This window comes from Noviherbaspirillum suwonense (genome assembly GCF_900182955.1).
Classification (GTDB): domain Bacteria; phylum Pseudomonadota; class Gammaproteobacteria; order Burkholderiales; family Burkholderiaceae_D; genus Noviherbaspirillum_A; species Noviherbaspirillum_A suwonense.
In genome coordinates this window covers 412746-429528 of record NZ_FXUL01000002.1, presented here as the reverse complement: position 1 = coordinate 429528, position 16783 = coordinate 412746, and the positions used below count along the sequence as shown (strand labels likewise).

The 16783-nt window shown below is 63.9% G+C and carries 11 protein-coding genes and 3 tRNA genes; 11 read left to right on the top strand and 3 right to left on the bottom strand.

The window, feature by feature from the left end:
• Positions 1-98: 98 nt before the first annotated feature.
• The 3 genes from hpnE to hpnC form a co-directional block, all read right to left on the bottom strand.
• Complete coding sequence (hpnE, locus tag QOL82_RS05090) at positions 99-1451, bottom strand: hydroxysqualene dehydroxylase HpnE (protein WP_283441160.1); 1353 nt, start codon at positions 1449-1451, stop codon at positions 99-101.
• Positions 1438-2271: a presqualene diphosphate synthase HpnD gene (hpnD, locus tag QOL82_RS05085; RefSeq protein WP_283441159.1), complete on the bottom strand. Its 834-nt coding sequence runs from the start codon at positions 2269-2271 to the stop codon at positions 1438-1440. Before hpnD ends, hpnE begins: the two co-directional genes overlap by 14 nt.
• Positions 2272-2397: 126 nt before the next feature.
• Entirely contained in the window at positions 2398-3213 is an 816-nt protein-coding gene (gene hpnC / locus QOL82_RS05080; RefSeq protein ID WP_283441158.1) for a squalene synthase HpnC, read from the bottom strand.
• A 117-nt stretch (positions 3214-3330) separates the two neighbouring features.
• Between hpnC and QOL82_RS05075 the strand changes: the two genes are divergently transcribed.
• The 11 genes from QOL82_RS05075 (at position 3331) to QOL82_RS05025 (ending at position 16751) form a co-directional block, all read left to right on the top strand.
• Positions 3331-4548: an efflux RND transporter periplasmic adaptor subunit gene (locus QOL82_RS05075; RefSeq protein WP_283441157.1), complete on the top strand. Its 1218-nt coding sequence runs from the start codon at positions 3331-3333 to the stop codon at positions 4546-4548.
• A complete protein-coding gene (locus QOL82_RS05070; RefSeq protein ID WP_283441156.1) occupies positions 4545-7637 on the top strand; it encodes an efflux RND transporter permease subunit in 3093 nt (1030 codons plus the stop codon). The genes QOL82_RS05075 and QOL82_RS05070 overlap by 4 nt, the downstream gene beginning before the upstream one ends.
• A 137-nt stretch (positions 7638-7774) precedes the next feature.
• Positions 7775-7861 (top strand) — tRNA-Leu (locus tag QOL82_RS05065).
• A gap of 28 nt (positions 7862-7889) precedes the next feature.
• Entirely contained in the window at positions 7890-9233 is a 1344-nt protein-coding gene (tig, locus tag QOL82_RS05060) for a trigger factor (RefSeq protein ID WP_283441155.1), read from the top strand.
• A gap of 33 nt (positions 9234-9266) precedes the next feature.
• Entirely contained in the window at positions 9267-9896 is a 630-nt protein-coding gene (gene clpP, locus QOL82_RS05055; RefSeq protein ID WP_283441154.1) for an ATP-dependent Clp endopeptidase proteolytic subunit ClpP, read from the top strand.
• 165 nt (positions 9897-10061) lie between these two features.
• Positions 10062-11330, top strand: coding sequence for an ATP-dependent Clp protease ATP-binding subunit ClpX (clpX, locus tag QOL82_RS05050; protein ID WP_283441153.1), 1269 nt, complete (start codon positions 10062-10064; stop codon positions 11328-11330).
• A 331-nt stretch (positions 11331-11661) separates the two neighbouring features.
• Entirely contained in the window at positions 11662-13995 is a 2334-nt protein-coding gene (gene lon / locus QOL82_RS05045; protein WP_430438445.1) for an endopeptidase La, read from the top strand.
• Positions 13996-14197: 202 nt separating this feature from the next.
• A complete protein-coding gene (locus QOL82_RS05040) occupies positions 14198-14470 on the top strand; it encodes an HU family DNA-binding protein (RefSeq protein WP_283441151.1) in 273 nt (90 codons plus the stop codon).
• A gap of 66 nt (positions 14471-14536) precedes the next feature.
• Positions 14537-14612 (top strand) — tRNA-Val (locus QOL82_RS05035).
• 49 nt (positions 14613-14661) lie between these two features.
• A tRNA-Asp gene (locus QOL82_RS05030) sits at positions 14662-14738 on the top strand.
• 90 nt (positions 14739-14828) lie between these two features.
• Positions 14829-16751, top strand: coding sequence for a SurA N-terminal domain-containing protein (locus QOL82_RS05025; RefSeq protein WP_283441150.1), 1923 nt, complete (start codon positions 14829-14831; stop codon positions 16749-16751).
• The last annotated feature ends 32 nt before the right edge of the window (positions 16752-16783 follow it).

Sequence of the window (16783 nt, the reverse complement as noted above, 5' to 3'; positions counted from 1 at the left end):
GCGGGACATGCAGCGCCCTTGTGACTGTTCCCGTGCTTGTCAGCCGCTGCAGGCCGGGGAAAACGGCAATGTCGTACGGCCAGTCCGCAGCACCGGCATCAGCGCCGGGCGACCAGCGTCGCCGCGGCCATGCCGCTGCGCACCGCCGACTCCAGCGTGGCCGGGTAGTCGCCGGCCGTGTAGTCGCCGGCCAGCGCCAGCCCGTCGATGCCGACATCATTCGACGGTCGCTGCAGCGCCGGCGTGCAGGCGAAGGTCGCCCGCTTCTCCGATATCACCCTGGTCCATTCCGGCGTCGCCAGCGCCGGCATCCGCAATGCCTGCGCCAGCTGCGCGGCGACCAGCGGAGGGAGGCTGTCGTTCCCCAGGTCCAGCGCCGGCCCGGACGCGCTGATGACGACGGCCAGCAGCCCGGCGTCGGCGTCATTCAGTTGCCCGCGGTCGAACACGAACTGGCCCCAGCAGCCGGCGTCCGGCTGGTCGACCAGCGCGAAGAAGGGCCGTTCCAGCCTGAGTCCGGCGGCGTATTGCAGGTAGACGGTGGTGATCGATTCCCACTCGAATGCGGGCATGGACAGGTCCGGCGCATGCGCGGCCAGCAGCGCTGCCGCCTGCGCCGGCGGCGTGGCGATCACGACCGCATCGTGGACGGCGTCCCGCAGGCGCCAGCATTCGCCGTCGCGTTCCAGCGTATCGACCGCCACGCCGTGGACGACCTTGCCGCCGCGGCTTTCGACGTAGGCGGCGGCGCGCTGCGGGAACAGCGCGCTCAGGTCGACCCGCGGCAGCAGCATGTCGGACGCCGCGCGCCGCGCGCCCAAACTGTCGCGCAGCACGTTCAGGAAGACTTGCGCCGAGGCCCGTTCCGGCGGCGTGTTCAGCGCGGCGATGCAGAGCGGCCGCCACATCAGCTGCACCAGCCTGTCGGTCTGGTCGAAGCGGGCCAGCAGTTCGGACACGCTGCAGTCCTGGTTCAGCTGCCAGCCCATCCAGCGCGCCGCGGTGGAAAAACGCGCCAGCGCCAGCTTGTCCGGTCGCGCCAGTCCGCGGGAGCGCAGCAGCGCCAGGCCGACATGCAGCGGCGCCGGCAGCCGGGGCGCGACGAAATGCATGCCGTCGCCTTCCGGATACACCATCTGCAGCGGCAGCCGCAGCAGCGCCGGCCGTTCGGCGATGCCGACCTGCCGCATCAGCCGCAGCGTTTCGCGGTAAGCGCCCAGCAGGATGTGCTGCCCATTGTCCAGCGACTTGCCATGGACGTTCACCGCGCGGGCCCGGCCGCCGAGCGTGCGCGACGCTTCGTACACGGTGACGGCCGCGCCCCGCGCCGCCAGTTCGACCGCGGCGGCGCAGCCTGCCCAGCCGCCGCCGACGACGGCGACCCGTTGCGGTGCGCCTGGCCCGGTTCGCCCGGGCAGCCTGGCTGCGTCCCCGGGACTAGCCACGGACATAGGTTTTCCACGCCAGCCACAGCTTGCGGATCGGCGTCAGCGAGATCCTGTGCTCCAGCACGTGGTACTTGTCATTCTCGATTTCGGTCAGCAGCGTCCGGTAGATCGACGCCATGATCAGCCCCGGCCGCTGCGCCCGGCGGTCTTCCTGCGGCAGCAGCGCGAACGCCTCGTCATAGGTTTTCTGCGCGCGCTCCGCCTGGAAAGCCATCAGCTTCTCGAAGTTCTCGTTGTGGCGCGCATTGAGCAGGTCGGCCGCGGTCACGTTGAACTGCTGCAGCTCGTTGACCGGCAGGTAGATCCGGCCCTTGCGCGCATCCTCGCCGACATCGCGGATGATGTTGGTGAGCTGGAAGGCCAGGCCCAGCCGTTCCGCATACTCCAGCGTCTCCGGCCGCGTCACGCCGAAAATGCTGGCCGACAGGATGCCTACCACGCCGGCCACGTGCCAGCAGTAGCGCTTCAGCGCCGGGTAGTCGAGGTAGCGGGTCTGGTTCAGGTCCATCTCCATGCCGTCGATGATGGCGATCAGGTGCTTGCCCTGGATCTGGTAGGCGTCCAGGTGCGGCTGCAGCGCCTTGGTCACCGGGTGCGTCGGCGCGCCGGCCAGCATCGCCGCGATCTCCTTGCGCCACCATCCGAGCTTGGTGCGCGCAACCGACTCGTCGCTGGTTTCGTCCACGGTATCGTCGACCTCGCGGCAGAACGCATACAGCGCGGTGATTGCGCGGCGGCGCTCGGGCGGCAGGAACAGGAAGCTGTAGTAGAAACTGGAGCCGCTGGCCGCGGCCTTCTGCTGGCAATAGTCGTCTGGGGACATGAATCGGGAAAGGAGAGGGTGGACGGCCGACCGCGCCGGAAAAGCCGCTATGCTAGCCGAGAACCCGGGTTTAATACAGGATGGCAAGGCCGCCGGCATTCATCCCCGCATTCATCCCCGCATCCTTCACGCCCGCATCCGCATCGCCCGGCCCAGCATTGCCAGCCAGTCGGCCCGACCGAGGCTGGGCCGGCGCCTGAACACGTCATGGTCCGCCTGCTCGATGCGCTCCAGTATCCGCAGCCCGCCCTGTATCACCAGCCGCAGCTCCCATCCGACCCGGCCGGGCAGCCGCAGCGCCAGCGGCGCGCCGCTGAGCATCAGCGCCCGCGCGCGGTCGATTTCGAACTGCATCAGCGCGCGCCACCGGCCGTCGACGACGCCGTCGGCGATCTGCGTCTCGGTCACGCCGAACCGCGCCAGGTCTTCCAGCGGAATGTAGATCCGCCCCTTGGCCCAGTCGACAGCCACGTCCTGCCAGAAATTGATCAGCTGCAGCGCGCTGCAGACCGCGTCCGACTGCTTCAGGCTGGCCGCGTCATGCACGCCGTACAGGTGCAGCATCAGCGCGCCGACCGGGTTGGCCGAGCGGCGGCAATAGTCCAGCAGAAGGTCGAAGTCGGCATAGCGCACCGTCACCACGTCCTGCCGGAATGCCGAGAGCAGGTCGCGCATCGGCTGCAGCGGCAGCGCGCAGGCGGCGACCATCTGCGCCAGCCTTGCGAAGATGGGCCCCTGCGGCGCGCCGCCCGCGGCAATGACGTCCAGTTGCGCGTCATACTCCTGCAGCGACGCCAGCCGCTGCGCCGGACTGGCGTCGCCCTCGTCGGCGATGTCGTCCGCGCTGCGGGCAAATGCATAGATCGCCTCGACCGGCGGACGCAGGCGCCTGGGCAGCAATATCGACGCAACCGGAAAGTTCTCGTAATGATCAACTGGCATGTAATTCCCGAAATACAAATGCCTTATAATTAATAACTCATCAGTCAGTAAGTTATTTTGCTACGGCCGCGCAGGTGGCCGGTTCTTTTTTCGCCCCGAATAGTAAAGGAATTCACCGTGGTCAACCCGATACTTGCGCACGCGGCGCAGACTCGTCCAAATGCCACAGGCAGGCTGTTGCTGAGCGGTCTGGCCCTGGCGTTGGCCCTGGCCGGCTGTTCCAAGCCGGTGGAAAAGGTGGAGGAGATCAGGCCGGTGCGCGCGATCAGGATGACGCCGGCGGCGACCGGCACCGTGGCCGAGTTTTCCGGCGAGATCCGCGCGCGCTACGAGTCGCGGCTGGGCTTCCGGGTCGGCGGCAAGATCGTGCAGCGCAAGGTCGATGTCGGCGCGGTGGTCAAGAAGGGCGACGTGCTGATGCGGCTCGACCCGCAGGACCTGCAGCTGGCGCAGACCCAGGCCAACGCGGCGCTGGGCGCGGCAGACAGCAACCTGTCGCTGGCCAAGGCCGAACTGGCCCGCTACAAGGAACTGCGTGAAAAGAATTTCGTCAGCCAGGCGGTGCTCGACGCCAAGGAAACCGCTTACCGTTCGGCGCTGGCCACGCGCGACCAGGCCGCCGCGGCGCTGCGCACGCAGCGCAACCAGACCGGCTACGGCAACCTGGTCGCCGATGTCGACGGCGTGGTCACCGGCATCGATGCCGAGACCGGGCAGGTGGTTGCCGCCGGCACGCCGGTGGTGCGCGTGGCGCAGCTCGGCGAAAAGGAAATCGTCATCAGCATCCCGGAAGACCAGGTCGATGCGCTGCGCAAGGTGTCCGACGTCTCGGTGCGGACCTGGGCCAACCCGAAGCAGGCCTTGCCCGGCAAGCTGCGCGAGCTCTCGCCGGTGGCCGACACCGCGACCCGCACCTACACCGCGCGGATCAGCATTCCCAACGCCCCGGCCGACGTCCGGCTGGGCATGACCGCCTACGTCACTTTCAGCGCCGCCACCGCGACGCCGATGCTCAAGGTGCCGCTGACGGCGCTGGTGCAGAACCAGGGCGGCAGCGCGGTCTGGGTGGTCGAAGACGGCACGGTGCGGCTGACCCCGGTGCAGCTGGCGGTGCCCTCAGGCAATGACATGCTGGTCGCGTCCGGCATCAGCCCCGGCCAGACGGTCGTGACCGCCGGCGTCAACCTGCTCAAGCCGGGCCAGAAGGTCACCGTGCTGGACGCGGAGCCGGTGGCGGAAACCAAGCCTGGAGCGCAGGCCGACAACAAGGCTGAAAACAAGGCTGAAAACAAGGCCGAAGCCAAAGCGGACGCCAAGCCGGGAATCGCGAAATGAAGGGCGGCTTCAACCTGTCCCGCTGGGCGCTGCAGCATATCCCGCTGATCCGCTACCTGATGGTGGTGCTGCTGATCGGCGGCGTCCTCAGCTACAACCGCCTCGGCCAGGACGAGGACCCGCCGTTCACCTTCCGCGCGATGGTGGTGCGGGCCAACTGGCCGGGCGCAACCGCGCTGCAGATGGCCGACCAGGTGACCGACAAGCTGGAAAAGAAACTGCAGGAAACCCCGTTCATCGACCGCATCCGCAGCTACTCCAAGCCGGGCGAAACGCTGATCATCCTGGAGCTGCGCGAATCGACGCCGCCGCGGGAAGTGCAGAACGCCTGGTACCAGGTGCGCAAGAAGCTGGGCGACATCCGCGGCACGCTGCCGGGCGGGGTGATCGGGCCGTTCTTCAACGATGAATTCGGCGACACCTACGGCTCGATCTTTGCGCTGTCCGGTGACGGTTTCACCTATGCGGAAGTGAAGGATTACGCCGATTTCGTCCGGCAGCAGCTGCTCAAGGTGAAGACCGTCTCCAAGGTCGAGCAGTACGGCGTGCAGGACGAGAAGATCTACATCGAGTTTTCCCACAAGCGCTTTTCCCAGCTCGGCATCCCGTTCGAAGCGGTGGTTGCGCAGATCAATGCGCAGAACGCGGTGGAATCCACCGGCGTGCTGGTCACGCCGACCGACAACCTGCAGGTCCGCGTCACCGGCGCGCTGCGCTCGATGCAGGACCTGGAAAACCTGCAGCTGCGGGTCAATGGCAACACATTCCGGCTCGGCGATTTTGCAACTATCAAGAGAGGATTTCGCGATCCTCCGCAGGACAAGATGCGCTTCAACGGGCGGGAGGTCATCGGCCTGGGCATTTCGATGGAGCGCGGCGGCAACATCATCGAACTCGGCAAGAACCTGCAGAGCGCGCTGGCCGACATCCGCGGCAAGCTGCCGGTCGGCATCGAGCTGCAGCAGGTGACCAATCAGCCGGAGGCGGTGGCGTCGTCGGTCAACGAGTTCGTCCACGTGCTGATCGAAGCCGTGCTGATCGTGCTGGCGGTGAGCTTCATCGCGCTCGGCCTGCATACCAGGCCGCTGCGCCTGGACGTGCGGCCGGGCCTGGTGGTGGCGCTGACCATTCCGCTGGTGCTGGCCGTGACCTTCCTGTTCATGCGCATCCTCGGCATCGACCTGCACAAGATCTCGCTGGGCGCGCTGATCATCGCGCTGGGCCTGCTGGTGGATGACGCGATCATCGCGGTCGAGATGATGGTGCGGAAGATGGAGGAGGGCCTGTCCCGCTTCGACGCCGCGACCTTCGCGTACACGTCGACCGCGATCCCGATGCTCACCGGCACGCTGATCACCGCGGCCGGCTTCCTGCCGATCGGCCTGGCCAAGTCGGCCGCCGGTGAATACACGTTCTCGATGTTTTCGGTCAATGCGCTGGCGCTGCTGATCTCGTGGCTGGCCGCCGTGCTGTTTACGCCCTATATCGGCTACCTGCTGCTGAAGGTGAAGCCCGCCGCCAATGCCGACGGCCACCATGAGCTGTTCGACACGCCGTTCTACAGCCGTTTCCGGCGCACGGTCACCTGGTGCGTCGAATGGCGCAAGACCACCATCGCGCTGACGCTGGTCGTGTTCGGCCTGGGCGTGCTGGGCTTCCGCTTCATCGAGCAGCAGTTCTTCCCCGACTCGTCGCGGCCCGAACTGATGGTGGAGATGTGGATGCCTGAAGGCACCGCCTTCGCCGCGACCGAACGGCAGGCGATCAAGTTCGAGGCCTTCCTGCGCCAGCAGCCGGACATCCAGAGCGTGACCAGTTATGTCGGCACCGGCAGCCCGCGCTTCTACCTGCCGCTGGACCAGATTTTCCCGCAGACCAACGTCGCCCAGCTGGTCGTGGTGCCGACGAGCCTGGCCGCCCGCGAGACCCTGCGGCGCAAGATCGTCGATGTCTTCAAGAAGGACTTCCCGGAAGTGCGCGGCCGCGTCAGGCAGCTGCCCAACGGTCCGCCGGTGCCGTATCCGGTGCAGTTCCGCGTCAGCGGCCTGGAAGTGACCAAGGTGCGCGAGCTGGCCGACCAGGTGAAGGAAGTGATGCGCCGCAATCCGAACACGATAGGCGTGAACGACAACTGGAACGAGTACGTCAAGGTGCTGCGGCTGGACCTCGACCAGGACAAGCTGCGCGCGCTGGGCGTGACCTCGCAGACGGTGATGCGCACTGCCAACACCATCCTGTCCGGCACCACCATCGGCCAGTTCCGCGAAGGCGACAAGCTGATCGACATCGTGATGCGGCAGCCGGTCGACGAGCGTTCCAGCATCGAACTGCTCAATGGCACCAGCGTCCCTACGTCCAGCGGCAAGGCCGTCACCGTGTCGCAGCTGGCCCGCGCGCATTTCGTCTGGGAGCCGGGCGTGGTCTGGCGCGAGAACCGCGAGTGGGCCGTCACCGTGCAGTCCGATGTCGGCGACGGCATACAGGGGCCGACCGTGTCGAACCAGATCAACCCGCAGCTCGATGCGCTGCGGGCCAAGCTGCCGGCGGGCTACCGGATCGAGCTGGCCGGCGCGATCGCCGACAGCGGCAAGGCGCAGGCGTCGATCGCGGCCAACGTGCCGCTGGTGATCTTCATCATCTTCACGCTGCTGATGCTGCAGCTGCACAGCTTCTCGCGGGCAGTGCTGGTGTTCCTGACCGGCCCGCTCGGCATCGCCGGCGCGGCGGTCGCGCTGCTGCTGCTGCAGCGGCCGTTCGGCTTCGTCGCGCAGCTGGGCGTGATCGCGCTGTTTGGCATGATCATCCGGAACTCGGTGATCCTGATCGACCAGATCGAGCATGACATCGGCGAGGGCGCCGAGCCGTGGCATGCGGTGATCGAGTCGGCGGTGCGCCGCTTCAGGCCCATCATCCTCACCGCCGCCGCCGCGGTGCTGGCGATGATCCCGCTGTCGCGCTCGGTATTCTGGGGGCCGATGGCGGTCGCCATCATGGGCGGGCTGATCGTCGCCACGGGGCTGACGCTGCTGTTCCTGCCGGCGCTGTACGCGGCATGGTTCCGGGTGAGGAAGCCGGAGCCGATTGCATAATGTCAAAAACCGCGACGACAGCCGGAAAAATCCAGTAAAATCCGCGCTTGAAGTTGAAATGCCGATGACAACGGCAAGGCAGGGCGACCCACTTTTCACTTCCCGGTCGCCCTTTGCTTTTGCGCTGGTCTTTTTGCGCGAGGATGGCGAAATTGGTAGACGCACCAGGTTTAGGTCCTGACGCCAGCAATGGTGTGGGGGTTCGAGTCCCCCTCCTCGCACCACAGAACGAATTTTTTTTGGACGATTCACATGGCAACTGCAGTCGAAACTCTGGACAAACTTGAGCGCCGCATCACCATCACGCTTCCGCTGGCAGATGTGCAGGCGGAAGTGGAAAAGCAGCTGAAGATCCGCGCCCGTTCCGCCAAGGCCCCGGGTTTCCGGCCTGGCAAGGTACCAATGAAAATGGTCGCCCAGCAGTATGGCTACCAGGTTGAATCGGACGTCCTGAACGAGCGCGTCGGCCGCGCATTCGCCGCCGCCACCGAGGAGAACCAGCTGCGCGTGGCCGGTTTCCCGAAAATCGAAGCCAAGGAAGGCGCACCGGAAGGCATGGTTGCCTTCGACGCCACCTTCGAGGTGTATCCGGAAGTCAAGGTCGGCGACCTGTCCGGCGCCGAGATCGAGAAGACCGTCGCCGAAGTCAGCGACGCCGAGATCGACAAGACCATCGACATCCTGCGCAAGCAGCGCGTCCACTACCACGTCAAGGGCGAGCAGGGCGAGCACGGCGACGGCGGCGCGGAACAGACCGCGCAGAACGGCGACCGCGTCACCATCGACTTCACCGGCAAGATCGACGATGTCGAATTCCCGGGCGGCCAGGCGGAAGACTATGCGTTCGTGCTCGGCGAAGGCCGCATGCTGCCGGAATTCGAAGCCGCGACCGTCGGCCTGAAAGTCGGCGAGTCCAAGACCTTCGACCTGCATTTCCCCGAGGACTACCATGGCAAGGACGTGGCCGGCAAGACCGCCCAGTTCACCATCACGCTGAAAAAGCTCGAATGGGCGCACATGCCTGAAGTCGACGCCGAATTCGCGAAGTCGCTGGGCATCGAAGACGGCGACATGGGCAAGATGCGCGAAGACATCCGCGCCAACCTTGAGCGCGAAGTGCAGAACCGCGCGAAGGCCAAGACCAAGGACAGCGTGATGGATGCGCTGATCAAGCAGGTCGAGCTGGACGTGCCTGCTGCGCTGGTCGAGCAGGAAGTCGAGCGCCTGATGGACATGACCCGCCAGGACATGCAGCAGCGCGGCATGAACATGAAGGACATGCCTTTCCCGCGCGAACTGTTCACCGCGCAGGCAGAGCGCCGCGTGCGCCTGGGACTGATCCTGGCCGACCTGGTCAAAGAACAGAACCTGCAGGCAACGCCCGAGCAGGTGAAGGCGCAGGTCGAGGAATTCGCGAAGAGCTACGAAGACCCGCAGGAAGTCATGAAGTATTATTTCAGCGACCGTCGCCGCCTGTCGGAAGTCGAGGCTCTTGTATTGGAAGAAAACGTCGTCAATTACGTTCTTGAAAAAGCGAAGGTCACGGACAAGCCGGTGAGCTTCGACGAATTGATGGCAAATAACGCGCAGGGCTAAACCGAGCCGGCGCGATCTTCAGGGGAAAATCAGATGACTACCAGCATGATGGGAAATACCGCGCTCGAACCACAGATGCTAGGCATGGTGCCTATGGTGATCGAGCAGAGCGGACGCGGCGAGCGTGCTTACGACATCTACTCGCGGCTGTTGAAGGAGCGTGTGATTTTCCTGGTGGGCCCGGTCAATGACCAGAGCGCCAACCTGATCGTTGCACAGCTGCTGTTCCTGGAAAGCGAGAATCCGGACAAGGACATCTCGCTCTACATCAACTCGCCGGGCGGCTCCGTCTCGGCCGGCATGGCGATCTACGACACGATGCAGTTCATCAAGCCGGACGTGTCGACGCTGTGCACCGGGCTGGCGGCGTCGATGGGCGCCTTCCTGCTGGCCGCTGGCGCCAAGGGCAAGCGCTTCTCGCTGCCGAACTCGCGCGTGATGATTCACCAGCCGCTGGGCGGCGCGCAAGGCCAGGCGGCCGACATCGAGATCCAGGCGCGTGAAATCCTGTACCTGCGCGAACGCCTCAACGCGATCCTGGCCGAGAAGACCGGCCGCGAAATCGAGCAGATCAGCCGCGACACCGACCGTGACAACTTCATGTCGGCAGAGCAGGCGGTGGACTACGGCATGATCGACAAGGTGCTGACCAGCCGGGCGTAAGGCCGGTCATCCCTGCATCGCAAGACGCCCTGGCAATGCAAGCCCGGGCGTTTTGTTTTAGTGCAAAGTGGCAAATGTTTCGCTTGTCAATTTATTGCGCATACTCGTGACGACGTCCGGATTCGCGGGTAAGATCGTAAAACCCTTCTCTCCAAAGTTTTTTCCATGTCAGATAAAAAGTCCTCCAGTGGTGAGAAACTGCTGTACTGCTCGTTCTGCGGCAAGAGCCAGCATGAAGTGAAAAAGCTGATTGCAGGGCCGTCGGTATTCATCTGCGATGAATGCATCGACCTCTGCAATGACATCATTCGTGATGAAGCCAGCAGCATCGAGACCGTGGCCGGACCCAAGTCCGACCTGCCGACGCCCCAGGAAATCTTCGACATGCTGGGCCAGTACGTGATCGGCCAGGAAAATGCGAAGCGCATCCTGTCGGTCGCTGTATACAACCACTACAAGCGCCTGAAGCACCTCGGCAAGAAGGACGAAGTCGAGCTCTCCAAGAGCAACATCCTGCTGGTCGGCCCAACCGGCTCCGGCAAGACCCTGCTGGCGCAGACGCTGGCGCGGATGCTGAATGTGCCTTTCGTGATCGCCGATGCGACCACGCTGACCGAAGCCGGCTATGTCGGCGAGGACGTCGAGAACATCATCCAGAAGCTGCTGCAGAACTGCAATTACGAAGTCGAGAAGGCGCAGCGCGGCATCGTCTACATCGACGAGATCGACAAGATTTCCCGCAAGTCGGACAATCCGTCGATCACGCGCGACGTGTCCGGCGAAGGCGTGCAGCAGGCGCTGCTGAAACTGATCGAAGGCACGATGGCGTCGGTGCCGCCGCAGGGCGGACGCAAGCATCCGAACCAGGATTTCGTGCAGATCGACACGACCAACATCCTGTTCATCTGCGGCGGCGCATTCGACGGCCTCGCCAAGGTGATTTCCGAACGTTCCGAGAAGAGCGGCATCGGTTTCGGCGCCAGCGTGAAGAGCCAGAGCGAGCGCACCGCCAGCCAGGTGCTGATGGAAGCGGAGCCGGAAGACCTGATCAAGTTCGGCCTGATCCCGGAACTGGTCGGCCGCCTGCCGGTCGTGGCCACGCTCAGCGAGCTGAACGAAGCCGCGCTGATCCAGATCCTGCTGGAGCCGAAGAATGCGCTGGTCAAGCAATATTCCAAGCTGCTGCAGATGGAAGGCGCCGAACTCGAGATCCGTCCGGCTGCGCTGCACGCTGTCGCCCGCAAGGCGCTGGCGCGCAAGACCGGCGCGCGCGGCCTGCGCTCCATCCTCGAACATGCGCTGTTGGAAGTCATGTTCGAGCTGCCGAACGAGCAGAACGTGGCCAAGGTCGTCATTGACGAAAACACCATCACCAACGGCGCCAAGCCCATCCTGATCTACCACGAGCAGCCCAAGGTTTCGGGGGCAAAATAAGCAGGGCCGGCCAGGGCCGGTTTGCTCGAAACCGTAAAAGGATGATGTTTTCCTTGGAAAAAGGGGCAGAACCGATACAATCTGCCTTGTCAACCGAAAACAGGCTTACATCGTAAAGCCACCCGCGCATAAAAACCGTGAGTGGCTTTTTTCATTTCTGTTTTGCGAATCAGCATGTTTTTTGTTGATGCCCGGGCTTGTGTTTCGGCTGCTCGTGCCAACATCAACAACAGGATTTTTGATAAGGCCCGCCATGACGACTACCTCTACTGTTACCGCACCTACCCAACTGCCGCTGCTGCCATTGCGCGACGTCGTCGTTTTTCCGCATATGGTGATACCGCTGTTCGTAGGCCGCCCGAAATCAATCAAGGCGCTGGAAGCCGCCATGGAGCAAGGCAAGAGCATCATGCTCGCTGCCCAGAAAGCTGCCGCCAAGGACGAGCCGTCGGCCGAGGACATTTATGAAATCGGCTGCGTCGCCAACATCCTGCAGATGCTGAAGCTGCCCGACGGCACCGTGAAGGTGCTGGTCGAAGGCGCGCAGCGTGCGCGCATCCACAAGATTACCGAGCTCGACAGCCATTTCACCGCCGAGCTGACCCCGGTCGAATCCGAGCCGGGCGACGAGGCCGAAGTCGAGGCGATGCGCCGCGCGATCGTCCAGCAGTTCGACCAGTACGTGAAACTGAACAAGAAGATTCCGCCCGAGATCCTGACCTCGCTGGCCGGCATCGACGACGCCGGCCGCCTGGCCGACACCATCGCCGCGCACCTGCCGCTGAAGCTTGAGCAGAAACAGGTGATCCTGGAGATCTTCGACGTGGCCAAGCGCCATGAGCACCTGCTGGGCCAGCTGGAAGGCGAGCTGGACATCCTGCAGGTGGAGAAGCGCATCCGCGGCCGCGTCAAGCGCCAGATGGAAAAGTCGCAGCGCGAGTACTACCTGAACGAGCAGGTCAAGGCGATCCAGAAGGAACTCGGCGAAGGCGAGGAGGGCGCCGACCTCGAAGAGCTCGAAAAGAAAATCGTGCTGGCCAAGATGCCGAAGGAAGCCCGCGACAAGGCCCAGAGCGAGCTGAAGAAGCTCAAGCTGATGTCGCCGATGTCCGCCGAAGCGACCGTCGTGCGCAACTACATCGACACGCTGATCGGCTTGCCGTGGAAGAAGAAGTCCAAGGTCAACAATGACCTGTCCAATGCCGAGAAGGTGCTGGAAGACGACCACTACGGCCTCGACAAGGTCAAGGAACGCATCCTGGAATATCTTGCCGTGCAACAGCGCGTCGACAAGCTGAAGGCGCCCATCCTGTGCTTCGTCGGCCCTCCGGGCGTCGGCAAGACCTCGCTGGGCCAGTCGATCGCCCGCGCGACCAACCGCAAGTTCGTGCGGATGGCGCTGGGCGGCGTGCGGGACGAGGCCGAGATCCGCGGCCATCGCCGGACCTACATCGGCTCGATGCCCGGCAAGATCCTGCAAAGCCTGTCCAAGACCGGCGTGCGCAACCCGCTGTTCCTGCTCGACGAGATCGACAAGCTGGGCATGGATTTCCGCGGCGACCCGTCGTCGGCCCTGCTCGAAGTGCTGGACCCGGAACAGAACCACACGTTCTCCGACCATTACGTCGAGGTGGACTTCGACCTGTCGGACGTGATGTTCGTGGCGACGTCGAACTCGTACAACATCCCGCCGGCGCTGCTGGACCGGATGGAAGTGATTCGACTGTCCGGCTACACCGAGGACGAGAAGACCAGCATTGCGCAGCGTTACCTGCTGCCGAAGCAGATCAAGAACAACGGGCTGAAGGATGGCGAGATCACCGTGGCGGAAGAAGCAATCCGCGACATCATCCGTTATTACACCCGTGAAGCCGGCGTGCGTTCGCTGGAACGCGAAGTGTCCAAGATCTGCCGCAAGGTGGTGAAGATGCTGCTGCTGTCCAAGGATGGCAAGCAGGTCGAGGTCAACTCGCAGAACCTGGACAAGTTCCTGGGCGTGCGCCGCTTCGACTTCGGCGTGGCCGAGAAGGACAACCAGGTCGGACAGGTGGTCGGCCTGGCCTGGACCGAGGTCGGCGGCGACCTGCTGACGATCGAGGCGATCACGATGCCCGGCAAGGGCGGCATCATCCGCACCGGCACGCTGGGCGACGTGATGAAGGAATCGATCGAGGCAGCGCGGACCGTGGTGCGCAGCCGCGCCAAGGCGCTGGGCATCCGGCCCGAGCAGTTCGAGAAGACGGATATCCATATCCACGTGCCGGAAGGCGCAACGCCGAAGGACGGTCCGTCCGCCGGCATCGCGATGACCACGGCGCTGGTGTCCGTCTTTACCGGCATCCCGGTGCGGGCGGACGTGGCGATGACCGGCGAGATCACGCTGCGCGGCGAAGTGCTGCCCATCGGCGGCCTGAAGGAAAAGCTGCTGGCGGCGCATCGCGGCGGCATCAAGACGGTGCTGATTCCCGAGCAGAACGTCAAGGACCTCGCCGAGATCCCTGACAACGTGAAGAACAAGCTCGAGATCGTGCCGGTGCGCTGGATCGACAAGGTGCTGGAAATCGCGCTGGAACGGCATCCGACGCCGCTGTCCGAAGAGGAACTGGCGGAGGCAGCGGTCGCCAAGCCGGCCGACAAGGCAGACCCGAACGTCGTCAAGCATTAAGCTGTTGCATCTCATCCAATCGCGTCCTTCGGGACGCGATTTTTTTTTGCTTGTCCGTTGTAAAAAAGCAAATGTTGAAGCCTTGACACTCGTTCCGGCGGCTAGTTAAATGGCTGCCTGCAGATACTCTGCTTCCTCGATGACCGGTTTTTTGTCCGAAAAACTATGGCCTTCAAGCGTATAACCAGACGGAGGGACGCCCATGAATAAAACCGAACTGATAGACCACATTGCCGCCTCGACGGCGATCCCGAAGGTGACTGCAACGCGCGTGCTGGAGGCGGTCCTGTCGGCGGTGACGACGACGCTGAAGGACAGCGGCTCGGTCACGCTGGCCGGCTTCGGCACATTCACGGTGGGGAAGCGCGCGGCCCGCACCGGCCGCAACCCGCGCACCGGCGACGAAATTCTCATTGCTGCATCGCAAGTTCCCAAATTTAAGCCTGGCAAAGCCTTTAAAGATGCGCTAAACTAGCGGCCTTTGTCGCGGTGACAAGCGGCAAGACCTGGCTGGCTAACGGGATATTGAAGTGAAGATATCGGGTGCTTAGCTCAGTTGGTAGAGCGGCGCCCTTACAAGGCGTAGGTCGGGAGTTCGAGCCTCTCAGCACCCACCAACACGGTTTCCAGGCAGGGGAAAACCTCGCAGGTTTTCAGCAGTAACAAGGAGTGGTAGTTCAGTCGGTTAGAATACCGGCCTGTCACGCCGGGGGTCGCGGGTTCGAGTCCCGTCCACTCCGCCAGAAAAACAAAAAGGCGAACTTCATGTTCGCCTTTTTTCATAAGCGCCCAGCTTTTTGCGCATCCCGTTATTTGTCCGCGATCGGTAGACCATGTTCGATTTCATCCGTACCCACCAGCGCCTGATGCAGTTCCTGCTGCTGCTCCTCATCGTTCCATCGTTTGCGCTGCTGGGTGTCGAGAGCTACACCCGCATGGGCGACGAAACCAACGTGATCGCCAAGGTAGGCGGCCAGAAAATCCTGAAGGAAGAACTGGACGCGGCCCAGCGCCAGCAGGCAGACCGCCTGCGCCAGGCCTACGGATCCAGGTTCGATCCGAAGATGCTGGATAACGCCGAAGCGCGCCAGGGCATCCTGGACAACCTGATCGCCCAGAAGGCGCTGTCCGTCGAAGCCGCCCGCAACCGGCTGTCGGTGTCCGACGCGTCGCTGCAGCAGAGCATCCTGCAGATCCCCGACCTGCAGGGCGCGGACGGCAAGTTCGATGTCGAGCGCTACAAGGCGCTGCTGGCAGCGCAAGGCATGTCGCCGACGATGTTCGAAGCCCAGTTGCGCCAGGACCTGGCGCTGCAGCAGATCAACGCCGCCGTGCAGAACAGCGCATTCGCGCCCAAGGCGCTGTCGACCCGTCTCTCCGAGATCAACGAGCAGCAGCGCGAGGTGCAGGAGATGATGTTCAAGGCATCCGACTATGCCTCCAAGGTCAAGATTACCGACGAGATGTTGAAGTCCTACTACGACAACAGCGGCAGCCGCTTCGAGGTGCCGGAGCAGGTCAAGGCCGAGTACGTGGTGCTGAATGCGGCCGCAGCCGCCGCGCAGGTGACGGTCAGCGATGCGGACATCAAGTCCTACTATGACCAGAATGCGAAGCGCTATACGACCGAGGAGCAGCGCCGCGCCAGCCACATACTGATCACCGCACCAAAGGACGCGCCCGCCAAGGACCGCGCCGCCGCCAAGGCCAAGGCCGAAGCGCTGCTCGCGCAACTGCGCAAGAATCCGGCCGACTTCGCCAAGCTGGCGAAGGAAAACTCGCAGGACCCGGGTTCGGCCGAACGCGGCGGCGACCTGGACTTCTTCGGCAAGGGCATGATGGTCAAGCAGTTCGAGGACACTGCCTACAAGCTGCAGAAAGGCCAGATCAGCGACGTCGTCGAGTCGGAATTCGGCTATCACATCATCCAGGTCACCGACATCAAGCCGGGCGGCGCGCGTACGCTGGACCAGGTCAAGGACGAGATCGGCGCGGAGATCCGCAAGCAGCTGGCCGCCAAGAAGTACACCGAGCTGGCGGAAACCTTTTCCAATACCGTCTACGAGCAGGCGGACAGCCTGAAGCCGGTGGCCGACAAGCTGGGCCTGAAGATCGAGACCGTCGCCAACATCGGTCGCAACCCGAATCCGGCGCTGAAGGATGCGCCGTATAACAATGCCAAGTTCCTCAACGCGCTGTTCTCCGACGAGGCGGTGCGCAGCAAGCACAACACCGAGGCTGTCGAAGTTGCGCCGAGCACGCTGATTGCCGGCCGCGTGCTCGAATTCCGGCCGAAGGCGCGCCGTCCGTTCGACGAAGTCAAGACGCAGGTCCGCGAATTGGTGATGCAGCAGGAAACCATGGCGATGGCGAAAAAAGCCGGCGAGGCATGGCTGGCGGACGCCAAGGGAACGCCGCCGTCGAACGGCTTCAGCGCGCCCAAGCTGGTCTCGCGCACCGCCAGCGCGGGCCTGGACGAAAACGCCTTCATGGCAGTGATGAAGGCCGATGTCACCAAGCTGCCGCGCGTCGTCGGCGCGGAGTTGCCGGGCCAGGGCTACGGCGTCTACCGGATCAACAAGGTCGCGCCTGCCGGCAAGGTTGACGAGGCCCGCCGCACCGCGGAGCAGCAGCAGATCGCCACGGCGCTGTCGCAGCAGGAGACATTGGCCTATATCGACGTGCTGAAGAACCGCGCCAAGGTGAAGATCGTGCATCCGCCGGCAGCGGCGCCGGCGACGCCTCCTGCGGAGTAAGCCGCCGCGGCGTTCAGGAGCCTGCCAGCCAG